The sequence below is a fragment of the Rhodoferax fermentans genome (assembly GCF_002017865.1).
GTDB classification, from domain to species: domain Bacteria; phylum Pseudomonadota; class Gammaproteobacteria; order Burkholderiales; family Burkholderiaceae_C; genus Rhodoferax; species Rhodoferax fermentans.
In genome coordinates this window covers 1,018,613-1,031,366 of record NZ_MTJN01000002.1, presented here as the reverse complement: position 1 = coordinate 1,031,366, position 12,754 = coordinate 1,018,613, and the positions used below count along the sequence as shown (strand labels likewise).

Annotated in this window: 8 protein-coding genes; 5 read left to right on the top strand and 3 right to left on the bottom strand. The window is 61.6% G+C overall.

Annotated elements, in window-relative coordinates; all coding sequences use genetic code 11:
- Positions 1 to 9: 9 nt before the first annotated feature.
- Positions 10 to 618 (bottom strand): TRAP transporter small permease subunit, encoded by a 609-nt coding sequence (locus RF819_RS05050; protein ID WP_078366777.1) that lies wholly within the window; start codon positions 616 to 618, stop codon positions 10 to 12.
- Between the two features lie 494 nt (positions 619 to 1,112).
- On the opposite strand from RF819_RS05050, the gene RF819_RS05045 reads away from it, so the two are divergent.
- From RF819_RS05045 to bfr (RF819_RS05025), 5 genes are all read left to right on the top strand, one after another.
- A complete protein-coding gene (locus RF819_RS05045; RefSeq protein WP_078363966.1) occupies positions 1,113 to 6,113 on the top strand; it encodes a PAS domain S-box protein in 5,001 nt (1,666 codons plus the stop codon).
- Positions 6,113 to 7,270 carry a response regulator gene (locus RF819_RS05040; RefSeq protein WP_244899870.1) on the top strand — a complete coding sequence of 386 codons (1,158 nt, stop codon included), beginning with the start codon at positions 6,113 to 6,115 and terminating at the stop codon, positions 7,268 to 7,270. The genes RF819_RS05045 and RF819_RS05040 overlap by 1 nt, the downstream gene beginning before the upstream one ends.
- A 299-nt stretch (positions 7,271 to 7,569) precedes the next feature.
- Entirely contained in the window at positions 7,570 to 7,797 is a 228-nt protein-coding gene (locus tag RF819_RS05035; RefSeq protein WP_078363965.1) for a (2Fe-2S)-binding protein, read from the top strand.
- A gap of 125 nt (positions 7,798 to 7,922) precedes the next feature.
- A complete protein-coding gene (bfr, locus tag RF819_RS05030; RefSeq protein ID WP_078363964.1) occupies positions 7,923 to 8,390 on the top strand; it encodes a bacterioferritin in 468 nt (155 codons plus the stop codon).
- Between the two features lie 23 nt (positions 8,391 to 8,413).
- Positions 8,414 to 8,881: a bacterioferritin gene (gene bfr, locus RF819_RS05025; protein WP_078363963.1), complete on the top strand. Its 468-nt coding sequence runs from the start codon at positions 8,414 to 8,416 to the stop codon at positions 8,879 to 8,881.
- A 7-nt stretch (positions 8,882 to 8,888) separates the two neighbouring features.
- On the opposite strand, the gene RF819_RS05020 is transcribed toward bfr (RF819_RS05025), so the two are convergent.
- Positions 8,889 to 9,785 carry a patatin-like phospholipase family protein gene (locus RF819_RS05020; RefSeq protein ID WP_078363962.1) on the bottom strand — a complete coding sequence of 299 codons (897 nt, stop codon included), beginning with the start codon at positions 9,783 to 9,785 and terminating at the stop codon, positions 8,889 to 8,891.
- A gap of 68 nt (positions 9,786 to 9,853) precedes the next feature.
- Entirely contained in the window at positions 9,854 to 12,637 is a 2,784-nt protein-coding gene (locus RF819_RS05015; RefSeq protein ID WP_078363961.1) for a sensor domain-containing diguanylate cyclase, read from the bottom strand.
- Positions 12,638 to 12,754: the final 117 nt, after the last annotated feature.

Below are 12,754 nucleotides of genomic sequence, written 5' to 3'. Positions count from 1 at the left end.
CCCCTGGCCTCAGGCCGCTTTGGTTTGCGCGGCTTTTTCTTCAGCCAGTTTCTGGATGGCGGCGGCCAGTTCTTCCTCGGCGGATTTGCCCAGCACCTTCTCGGTCGGGTCGTCGATCAGTCCCATCAGGAATGCCAGCCGCTTGATCAGTTCGGACAGACCTTGTAACCACAGCAGGGCAAAACCCAGCGGCATCATGGCGTACACCGGCCAGCGGATCAGGCCACCTGCGTTGCCCGACATCTCACCACTGTTGAAACCTTTCAGGAAAAACGGCAGGCTGAACCAGATGATGGCGCTGCAAAACGGCAGCAGGAAACAGGTGAAGCCAAACACATCGACCCAGGTCTGGGTGCGTTTGCTCAGGCGCCCGTAAAACACGTCGATCTTCACATGTTCACCATTGAGCAGGGTGTAGGCCGAGGCCAGCAGAAAAGCTGCTGCAAACAGGTACCACTGCACTTCGAGAAAAGCGTTGGAGCTGACGTTGAAGGTTTTGCGTACCACCGCATTGAGGGCGCTGATCACGGTCGAGGCCAGAATGAGCCAGATCACATACTTGCCGATCCAACGGTTGAGCCCGTCAATGGCATTCGATAACTTTAAAAACGCCTGCATGTTGTCTCCAGCTTTGGGAATGGTGAGGGCGTCTGTCACCCTCAGTTTGTTATTGCGATGCAGCGCAAAGTTTAGCGGGAATGCCTGGTTTCAGAGCGAGGGTTGAACCCGGGGCACGCAGCTGTATCCAGCCCTTGGCCAGAGTCCGCCAGCAGCTACCCAGGTGCTTGTTCAAACGGTGCTGGGCCATGGTTTTTTTCCAACGCCAGTGATGTGTCGGCTTGAACGCCTATTTGCACTACAGCCCTTGATTGATAAGGGTTGATTGCTTTCAAAAGCATAGTGGATGGCAGAAAGACACACACTCGGGTCTTGCCGTGGGGCAGAATGCTTGTCATGCGCCCGCTTTGTCTTGCCCGGATCCCTATGGCCGCCACTTTGTTGGTGTGGGTGGAGGCTGTTTCTGGCATGGGACGGGCCAGATGGGTGGGCCGGGGGAGGCTGGTGTGAGGTTTGCGCAAACGCGAGCTTCGCCCCTCACTGGTGGTCGTCGGATGCGCGGGCGCGGTTCCTGGTATTGGCTGCTGTTTGTGCTGCCGATGCTGGCCGTCATGGTGGCGGCCGGAGGCATTGTTTATGCCATCGCGCACAACCTGCGCCAGGAATACCGCGTGGTGGCCCTGGCGCAAGCCCAGGACACCGCCCAACTGGCGGTGGCCAACCGACTCAACCAGGATGTGGCCGCGATCCAGAAGCTGGTGGCCGACACCTTGGATCTGGCGGTGCGGGGCCAGGCCGATGCGGGCAGTGTGGCCCGGGTGCACACCACGGTGGTCAATTGGCTGACCAGTCTGGAGCCCCGACTGCTGGAGCTGGAGGATTCGCCTGACGCGGTGGTGACCACCCAGCAGGCGCGCCAGGACTTTGACAGCTACCGCCAGCAGATTGTCCAGGCCACCGCACTGGCGGCCAAGAATCCGACGGCTGCCATGCAGCTGGCGTTTCGGGCCGGGCAAAGTTATGTGGCGTTCAGCGAACACACCCACAGCATTGTGAATGCGGCCACCGCCACCATGGCACAACGCAGTGCCGACCAGGTTCGTCTGTTTGAGGCGCATGTGATCAAGCTGGGTGTCACTGGCGGGGTGTCGCTGCTGCTGCTGTTGCTGGGCTGGCTCTGGCTGGCGCACCAGATGATGCAGCGGGTGTCCTTGTTGTCGGGTGCGATGCTGGGCATGGCGGCGCAAGACGCCTCGCCCCCGGCCCTCAAGGAGGTGGAGGCGCTCAGCCACAACAGCACCAGCCTGTTGCGTGACCTGGCGGTGGCGGTTCTGGCGTTTCGTGATGCCTTGCTGGCGCGCAAATCTGCCCAGAATGACCTGGACAAACGCATGAGGGAGCTGGCCTGTTTGCATGAGGTGTCGCGCCTGAGCGAAAACGATGCCATCCGTGACGACGAGCTGTTGCAGCAGGTGGTGGCGCGCTTGCCTGCGGCGATGCGTTTTCCGCAGCTGGCTGCTGCCTGTATCACCGCGCCGGGTGTGGTGTGGGGTGAGTCTTCGGCGCTGCAGCAGGCTCAGCAGCTGTGTGTGGACTTTGGTGGCAAGGCGGAGGTGCCGCGCCACCAGATCTGTGTGGCCTACCTGGCCGAGTTGCCACCCGGGACGGGGCCCGCCTTTTTGCCGGAAGAGCAGGCGCTGCTGGACGCAGTGGGCACGCGGCTGCACAAAACCTTTGCGCTGCGCCGCGCACGTGAGCAAGAGGCCGAAACCCAGGCGCTGATGCATGCCATCGTCGAACAGGCCGCCAATGCCATCAACCTGGTGGAGCTGCCCTCCTTACGCCTGGTACAGGTCAACGCGGCCAGTTGCCAGATCCTGGGTTACAGCCGTGACGAGTTGCTGCAGATGAATCTGGTGGACTGCCAGGCGCTGATGGATGCCCGGGCGCTGCAGGAGCGGGTGGACAAGACGCTGGCAGAGGGTGGTGCCCGGTTTGAAACCCGCTATCGGCGCAAGGATGGCCGGGAGATTGATGTGTCGATCAATGCCCGGGTGATTCGCCAGCAGGGGCGGGACTACATGGTGGTGTTGTGGGACGACATCAGCGAGCGCAAACAGGCCGAGCTCGCGCTGCGCAAGATCAGCATGGCGGTGGAACAAAGCCCGCATGCGGTGGTGATCACCGATGTGCAAGCCCGTATCGAGTTTGTCAACGACGCCTTCATCAGCCTCACTGGTTACAGCCGCAGCGAGGTCATCGGCCAGAACCCCAGGTTGCTGAGCTCGGGCAAAACCCCGCCCAAGGTGTTTCGGGAGATGTGGCAGGCGCTCGCCGCCGGACAGCAGTGGAGCGGGCATTTTGTCAACCGCACCAAGGACGGGCGTGAACGCATCGAGGCTGCCATCATCAGCCCCTTGCGGAATGCCGAGGGCCGGATCTGCAACTATGTGGCGGTCAAGGAAGACATCACCGAGCGGCAAAGCACCGAGGACCAGCTGCGCATGCTTTACTTGGCGGTCGAGCAAAGCCCGGAGAGTGTGGTCATCACCAACCTGAATGCCGAAATCGAATACGTCAACCAGGCCTTTACCCAAACCACCGGCTACAGCCGCGAAGAGGTTTTGGGTGCCAACCCGCGTCTGCTCAAGAGTGGCAAAACACCGCCCCAGACCTATGAAAACATGTGGGCTGCCCTGGCCCGCGGTGACACCTGGCGGGGTGTGCTGTTCAACCGCCGCAAAGACGGCAGTGACTACGAGGAAGAGGTTCATGTCACCCCGGTGCGCCAGCCCGATGGCCACATCACCCACTACCTGGCGATCAAGGAAGATGTGACCGAGAAACGGCGCATGACGCTGGAGCTGGCGCGGTACCGCTCCCATCTGGAGGAACTGGTGGCACAGCGCACGGCCGACCTGGAGCAGGTCACCGCTGCCTTGCGGCTGGCGGGGGAGGAGCAGATCGCCATTTTTGAGACCGCCTCCTCGGGCATGGCACTGATCAGGGACCGCGTTTTTGTGCGCTGCAATCGGCGTCTGACTGAGCTGTTTGGCTGGCTCGAAGGCGGCATGGTGGGGCAGCGCACCAGCATCTGGTATCCCGACGCAGAGGCCGAGGCCTTGGGCGGTGACCCGGTCTACGAGGTGATCTGGCGTGGCCAGGCGCACACCCGCGAGCAGTTGCTCAAACGGCTCGATGGCAGCCTGTTCTGGGTGCGTCTGACCGGCAAGGCGGTGGACGTGGCGGACCACAGCAAGGGCACGGTGTGGGTGGTGGACGATATCTCAGAAGAACGTGCCGCCGCCGATGCCATGCGCCGTGCCAAAGAACTGGCCGAAGACGCTGCACGCACCAAGGCCGATTTCCTGGCCAACATGAGCCACGAGATCCGCACCCCCATGAACGCGGTGATTGGCATGACCCACCTGATGCTCAAGACCGAGCTGTTGCCGCGCCAGCGCGACTACATGAAAAAGATCATGGACTCGGGCCAGCACCTGCTGGGCATCATCAACGACATCCTGGACGTGTCCAAGATCGAGGCCGGCAAACTGGCGATTGAACACATCGCTTTTGACCTGGAGAAGGTGCTGGGCAATGTCAGTAACCTGATCGGGGAAAAGGTCGCGGCCAAAGGGCTCGAGCTGATCTTTGACGTGGACCGCGACGTGCCCAACAACCTGGTGGGTGACCCGCTGCGTCTGACCCAGGTGCTGATCAACTACGCCAACAACGCGGTCAAGTTCACCCAAAAGGGTGAGGTTGATGTGGTGGTGCGGGTGCGCGAGCAGAGTGACAACGATGTGCTGCTGTATTTTGCGGTGCGCGACACCGGCATCGGCATCTCGGACGAGCAGCGCAGCCAGCTTTTCCAGTCGTTCCAGCAGGCCGACAGCTCGACCACACGCCACTACGGCGGCACTGGGCTGGGCCTGTCGATTGCCAAGAAGCTGTCCCACATGATGCAGGGTGAGGTGGGGGTGGACAGTGTGCCGGGCCAGGGCAGCACCTTCTGGTTCACCGCGCGCCTGGGCAAAGGCGTGGCAGCGCAGACCAGCCGCATCCTGAGTGCCGACTTGCAGGGCTGCCGGGCGCTGGTGGTGGACGACAACGACCACGCCCGCACGGTGCTGCGGGGCATGCTCGAGGGCATGGGTTTTGGTGTGGAGGAGGCCGATGGTGGCACGAGTGCCATCCATGCGGTGGACCAGGCCGAGACCCAGGAGCGGCCTTTTCACTTTGTGTTCCTGGACTGGCAGATGCCCGGCTTGGACGGCATCGAGGTGGCCAGGCGTTTGCAGGCACGGCCTCTGAGGCACCCTCCGCACCGGGTCATGGTCACCGCTTTTGGCCGTGAAGATGTGCTCAAGGGCGCCGCCCAGGCCGGGCTGGACGATGTGTTGATCAAGCCGGTCAACCCGTCGATGTTGTTCGAGAGTGTGATGAGCCTGATGGGTGACGTGTCTGCCGGGCGACGTGGCACATCACAGGCGCCGCCGCTCAGTGTGGAAAACCTATCGGGCATCAAGGGCGCCCGGATCTTGCTGGTGGAAGACAACGACCTCAACCAGGAAGTGGCTCTGGAGTTGCTGCGTGATGCCGGTTTTGTGGTGGAACTGGCAGAAAACGGCGCGATTGCGCTGCAGAAAGTGCAGCGCAGCCCCTTTGATCTGGTGCTGATGGACATGCAGATGCCGGTGATGGACGGCGAAACCGCCACCCGCGAGATCCGCCATCTGCCGAACTTGGACACCTTGCCGATTGTGGCCATGACCGCCAATGTGCAGGACAGTGACCGCCAGCGTTGCCTGGATGTGGGCATGAACGACCACATTGCCAAACCGATCGATCCCGATCGGTTGTGGCAGACCTTGCTGAAATGGATCACACCGCGCCCGGGGGCCGCCTTGCTGCCGAGCCCGGTGCCCGCTGTGTCCGGCGCCCCAGACATGGGTTGGCTGGCGCCGACCGACATTGCCGGGCTCGATACACAGGCCGGGCTGCGGCGGGTGCTGGGCAAGAGAACCCTGTACCTTTCGATGCTGCGCCGTTTTGTGGCGGGTCAGAAGGACTTGTTGAGCAGCTTGCAAGTGGCGCTGGACCAGCAGGATCTGGCCACGGCCGAGCGTCTGGCACACACCACCAAGGGCACCGCTGGCAGCATCGGCGCACATCAGGTGCAGGCGCTGGCTGCGGTGGTGGAAGAGGCTGCCCGACAGGGAGCGGCAATGGCCACAGTGCGCACTGCGGTGCAGGCCTTGGCTGGGCCACTCACCGCGCTGATCGATGCGTTGGAGCAGGCCCTGCCGACCGAGTCGCCCCGACCGCGTGTGGCGCTGGACCCGGTCCAGCTCAAGGCCATGTGTGACCGGCTGGATGCTTTGCTGGCCTACGACGACGCGGCCGCTGTGGACCTGGTCAGTGAACATGCCGACTGGCTGGAGGCTGCTTTCCCGCAGCATTACCGTCAGATCGAAAGCGCGGTCAAGGTGTTTGACTTTGAGGCCGCTTTGTTGCACCTGCGTGCTGCTATGAAAACCTTGAGCCCATGATGCCTGCCCTGATGGACGTCAACCCGGCCTCCCACAAAGCCACGGTGCTGGTGGTGGATGACACACCTGACAACCTGTCCCTGGTGAGTGGGCTGCTACGCGACGACTACATCGTGCGGGTCGCCAACAACGGTGAAAAGGCCTTGCGTATTGCGAGCTCTGAGCAGCCACCGGATTTGATCCTGCTCGACATCATGATGCCGGGCATGGACGGCTACGAGGTCTGCCAGCGCCTCAAGGCCGACCCCAAGGCGCGCGACATCCGGGTGATTTTCCTGACCGCCAAAGCCGAGATCGAGGACGAGCGCAAGGGCTTTGAGCTGGGTGCGGTGGACTACATCACCAAACCGATCAGCCCGCCCATTCTGCAGGAGCGGGTCAAAACCCATCTGGCGCTCAAAGCCTCGTCGGATTTCCTGCGCGACAAAAGCGCCTATCTGGAGCAGGAGGTGGCGCGGCGCACCGCCGAGGTGATGGCGATCCAGGATGTGACCATTTTGGCGCTGGCCTCGCTGGCAGAGACCCGCGACACCGACACCGGCAACCACATCCGGCGCACCCAGTACTACGTGCAGGCGCTGGCGCTGCAGCTGCGCCAGCACCCGCGTTTTGCGCGGTATCTGACGGAGGCCAATATCACCATGCTGTTCAAGTCAGCCCCGCTGCACGACATCGGTAAAGTGGGCATTCCGGATCGCATCCTGCTCAAGCCTGGGGGCTTCGAACCGCACGAGCTGGAGATCATGAAAAGCCATACCACTCTGGGGTTCGAGGCCATTGAACACGCGGAGAAAGCGCTGGGCATCACGGTGGATTTTTTGCGCACGGCCAAGGAAATCGCCTTGTCGCACCAGGAAAAGTGGGATGGCAGCGGCTACCCGCAGGGCCTGGTGGGGGATGCCATCCCGATCAGTGCCCGCCTGATGGCGCTGGCCGATGTGTATGACGCCTTGATCAGTCGACGGGTCTACAAGGCGGGCATGTCACATGCCCAGGCGGTCGAACTCATTCTGGCGGGCCGGGCTACCCACTTTGACCCCGACGTGGTCGATGCGTTTGTGGCGGTGCAGGATGCGTTTCAGGCAATTGCCGCGCGGTTTGTGGACCGCGAAGTTGCGCATCGCCCAGACCTCCTTGTGCCCCCTGCATTGCCCTAGTTGGGCATCAAAACAGCCTGTAGCCCTTATATAAAAAGGGCTGGTCACTATCAAAAACGATGTATCCCCGAAGCACGCTGTTGCTCGGGGCCACAGACAGCTCGCCCCTCAACAGACGCCGCTCCAGCGTCAGCGCTCCAACACAGCTCGGGTGAGACAAAAGCACCGGATGTCGCGAGCTTGGGCGGTGGCCACAAACCTGCCCAGGTGGCGCTCAACCCCAGGCTTGCTGTTCTTTTCAAGAATGGTTATCATTTGCCAACTGGGAATAGTTACCATTACTGGAGATCAAGAGCGTCATGATTATTTGCGTTTGCCGTCGCGTCAATGACAAAACGATTGAACGTTGTGCGCGCGCGGGTCTGGATTTTGATGACCTCCAGATGGAGTTGGGCGTGGCCACCCAGTGTGGCAAATGTGAGTGCAAAGCCAGAAGCATCATCGCGGAATGCAACCCGAACCAGCTGGTTGCCCACATCGAGCACAACGGCCAGCCAGCCCGGGGTCTGCTGGCTTTGGCCGGCTAGCAGATGCCAGCGTCTTGCGCCCTGTGATGCCCTGACAAATCTGCTGGGGTGGGTGATGACCCCACGTGGTTGACGTGCGTCTGTGCATTTCTACAATGCGCGGACCCAATCATCAGGAGCCCACCATGCAAGGCAGTCCAGCAGTTCTTTCTTATCTCAACTTCCTTCTGGCCGGCGAGCTTGCTGCGCGTGATCAGTACTTCATCCATTCGCGCATGTTTCACGAATGGGGCTATGGCAAGTTGCACGACCGCATTGCCCACGAAATGGCCGATGAAACTGGCCATGCCAGTGCCTTGATTGCCAGAATTCTGATGCTGGGCGGCACACCTGCCATGACACCCGAACAACTCAACATTGGTAGCAGCGTGGTGTCCATGCTCGAGAACGATCTGGCGGTGGAGTTCAAGGTGCGCGCTGACCTCAAGAAGGGTGTGGCCCTGTGCGAGACCGAGCAGGACTATGTGTCGCGCAACATCCTGGTGGCGCAACTCAAGGACACCGAAGAAGACCATGCCCATTGGCTGGAACAGCAGCTGTTCCTGATCCAACAGATTGGCCTGCCCAATTACCTGCAAAGCCAGGCCAGCTGACACCCCCTTTAGGAGCCATCACCATGAAGATCTCCCAGCCCGTTTTGATGGTGCTCAACAGCGCCTTGCGTGAATCGCTGACCGCCATCAACCAGTATTTTCTGCACGCCCGCATGGCCAAAAACCAGGGGTACGAGAAGCTCGACAGCAAGATCTACCACCAGTCGATTGACGAGATGAAACACTCGGACCGGCTGATCCAGCGCATCTTTTTGCTCGAAGGGCTGCCCAACCTGCAGGAACTTGGCAAGCTCCTGATTGGTGAAGATGTGCCGGAAATCATCAGCTGTGACTTGCAGCTGGAGCAGCGCAAACACAGTGTTCTGGTGGACGCGATTGCGACCTGTGAGCGCGAGCAGGACTATGTCTCACGTGATCTGCTGGAGCACCTCAAGGAAGAAAACGAGGAACACCTGGACTGGCTGGAAACCCAGCAGGAGCTGATCCAGAGCATGGGCCTGCCCAACTACCTGCAGAGCCTGACGAGTTAGAACACGCTCAGGGGTGGCTGAGCTGCCACTTCTGGATGGCCAAGCGAACGTCGGCCAGCGCCAGCGCCACGGCTTTTTCACCTTCCAGAATGGCTTTGTCTTTCTGGTCAAAGTCGGTGACGCCAATCTTGCCCACCTTGGGGCGGATCACCACATCGGCGCGCGCCAGCTCTTGCTCACCCAGGCGTCTGATCATGATGACCAGGGATTGATCAATCACATTGCTCAGGCCGTCAAACACCAGCCGCCGCTCCAGTTGGGCAGAAATGTCCACCCCGATCACGATGTCGGCGCCCATCTTGCGCGCGGCATCCACCGGCACCGGGCTCACCAGGCAACCGTCCACATAGGTTTTGCCGAGGATCTGGGTCGGTTTGAAAAACACCGGGAAGCTGCTGGAGGCGCGCACCGCCTGCCCGGTGTTGCCGCGGGCAAAGTCGACCCGCTGGCCGGTATCACCCTGTGTGGCGACCGCCACAAAGGGTTTGGACAACTGGTCGATGGTCCGGTTTTTGACCAGCTGGTTGACATAGTCCTGCAGTTTCTGGCCAATCACCAGCCCCTCCCAGGGGCTGCGCAGGTTGAAGTCTTTGACCTTGCTCTCGTCCAGCCCAAAGGCCAGTTCCTGCAGCGCAAAACCGTCGAGCCCACTGGCGTACAGGGCGCCGACCACGCTACCGGCGCTGGTGCCTGCGATCAGTTCGGGCCGCAGGCCCTGCGCCTCCAGCGCCTTGATCACCCCCACATGGGCAAAACCCTTGGTGCCACCGCCGCCCAGGGCGATGCCAATACGCGGCTGGCGTGGCGGGCCGGGTGGGGCCAGCGGTGCCGGGGGTGGGGGGGCAGAGGTGCTGCAAGCGGCCAGCAGGCCAGCGGCAGACAGGAGGAGGGAGCGGCGGTGCATAAATTTAAGGGCAATTCAAGGCTCAAGCCCTTATTTCATCAGGGCGAATAGCTATAGATTCAATAGTTTCAGGTGTTGGCTGGCAAGGTGGTGTACAGCACCACCTGGTTGCGCCCGGCTTCTTTGGCGCGGTACATGGCTTCGTCGGCATGGTGCAAGATGCTTTCCTGGTCGGTCTGGCTGGGGTCAAACACGGCCACCCCCATGCTGGCGGTGCAGTGGTGCTCGACCGCCTGGCTGGCCGAGCCCGTGTGGCCGTTGCGGGTGAGCCGGTACACCTCGGCAATGGACCGGCGGATTTTATCGGCGATGGCCATGGCCTGTATCTGCGAGGTCTCCATCGTGAGGTCAAGTTCGCTGAGCAGCACCACAAACTCGTCACCCCCCAGGCGCGCTACGGTGTCGACCTCGCGCACACTGGCTTTGAGGCGCCGCGCCACTTCGACCAGCAGCAAGTCGCCCACCGCGTGGCCGTGGGTGTCGTTGAGCGGCTTGAAGTTGTCCAGGTCCATGAACAACACCGCGCCGAAGTGGCCGCTGCGTTTGTTGGCCAGCAGGATCTGGCTCAGGCGGTCGGTCAACAGGCGGCGATTCGGCAACTCGGTCAGGGCGTCAAAAAAGGCCAGTTGCCGCACCCTGTCCTCAATCGCCTTGCGTGCCGAGATGTCGGAGAACAGGGCCACATACTGGCGCGTCACCCCGCGCTCGTCACGCACCGCGCTGATGGTCAGCAGCTCGGGATAGATTTCGCCATTTTTGCGCCGGTTCCAGATCTCACCGCTCCAGTGGCCATTGATCAGCAGGGCCTTCCACATGGTTTGGTAAAACGTGCTGTCCTGGCGCTCGGACTTGAGCAGCCGCGTGTGTTTGCCAATGACTTCGGCGCGTGAGTAACCGGTGATCTGGCAAAAGGTGTCGTTGACGTTCAGGATGTGGCCGTGGACATCGGTGATGCTGATGCCTTCCTGCGCATGGCTGAAGACACTGGCCGACATCTCCAGCTGCAGTTGCGCGCGTTTGCGTTCGGTGATGTCCCGCACAAAAGCAAACATGTCACCGCCACCATCGGTGTGGGTGGTGAGGCTGACCTCCACGTCCCACAGTGTGCCGTCCTTGCGCCGGTGGCGTGTTTCGAACTGGTCGCGACCGGTCTGGTACAGGCGCAGTACCCGCGCGGCAATGTCTTCTGGCCGTTCGCTGACCTCCAGGTCAAGGATGGACATCTGCAACAACTCGTCCTGAGAGTAGCCCGACATGGCGCAATAGGCCGGGTTGACCTGCAACAGCCGCCCCTGCTTGTCGGCCCGCACAAACCCGTCCAGCGTGGTTTGCAACACCGCCTGCAGCGCACCATAACTGTGTTGCAGGGTCTCCTGGATCTGGCGTTGTTCGGTCACATCCTGCAGGGAGCCCATCAGGCGGCGCACCACCAGCTGGGCGTCACGCTGCACCTCACCGCGCGCCAGGTAGTAGCGCTGGGCGCCGTCGCGGCGCAGGGTGTGCAATTCCAGTTCAAAAGGAATGGCGTAGTGCAGCGCCCGCTGTACCGCTTCCTCGAGCCGTTTGGCGTCTTGCGGGATGAACAGCCCGGCCAGCTGGCGCAGTGTGGGTGCACCCATGGCCGGGTCCAGACGGAAGAACTGGAACAATTCGTCCGACCAGGTGGTGGTGTTGGTGTCAACATCCCACGACCAGCTGCCCAGGTGGGCCAAGGCCTCGGTGCGCGACAACATGTCCTGCTGGGCCAGCAGTTTCTGGTTGCGTTGTGCCAGGGTGGCCAGCAAGGTGTTGAAGGCCTGGATCAGTTCACCGATTTCTCCGGGTGCATTCACTGGCAGGCTGATCGGCGTTTTTTTGTGGGGCGGGTGTCGCCCCAGCGCCCGGATGGTGTCGAACACGGGCGCCAGCTGGTGTCGCACACGCCACCAGGTCAGGCCGCCGGCCAACAGGGTCAGCAGCAGGGTGGCCAGCAGCATACGCTGCTGCATCGCCTGGATCGGGGCAAACGCCTCGGTCGTGGGCAGCACCGCCGAGAGAATCCAGCCGGTGCTTGCCAGGCGCTTGTCAGAGGCGAGCACTTCTTCCCCTTTTGGGTTGGTCAACACCAGCGAACCCTGATAACCATCCAGAAAACGGTCCAACACCGGGTTGAGGCCGACCGCTGGCAGTTGTTCCATCAGGCGCGTGGTATCGGTGGCGGCAATCACCCGGCGTTGGAGCGGGTCGACCAGCAAGTAGCCACCCGTGCGACCATAGCGGTTGGCGGTGACGGTCGTGAGTGGGTTGGGTTTGCGCAGGTTGGTGAGGCCGACCACCGTGCCCACCACGCGGCCACTGGCATCGCGCAGTGGTGCCGCCATGTCGAGACTGGGGGTGCCGACCCCGGCCGCCACAGACACCTGTCCGATGCTGCTGCGTCCCTCGTTGCGTGCGGTGTGTACCGAGGCCAGCCCCAGCAGTGTTTGCCCGTCGCGCCTGGGGCCACTGGCACTGTCGGCCAGCACCAGTCCTTGGCTGTTGAGCACCAGCACCCCCTCGTTGAACTTGCTCGGCAACAAAGCACGGTGGTCCAGGCTGCTTTGCAATTTGGGCGGGTCCAGCAGCAGCTTGGCGTCGATGTCGTTGGCCACCATCTGCAGCCACGCGTGTCGCTCGGACAACTGCTCATCGAGCTGTTTGGACAACAGGGTCACGGTGGCAAACTGCTGGGCACTGAGGCCGGCCTGCAAGTCGTTCTTTAATTCAACACTGGCATAAAAAGACAGGCTCCACAAACTGGCCAGGAAGATGGCCATGGTCGACAGCGTGACCCGTGTCTTGATGGAATGCTTGGCCAAAAAGTTGAGCTGCATGAAAGCATGCTAACGCCAGCCCGCGACTTGGTACAACCACGCAGCCGTGACGTTTGCACGGTTTGGCGTGTTTTTTGCCTCAAGCCCTTATTTTGAAAGGGCATGTTGCTATGGATA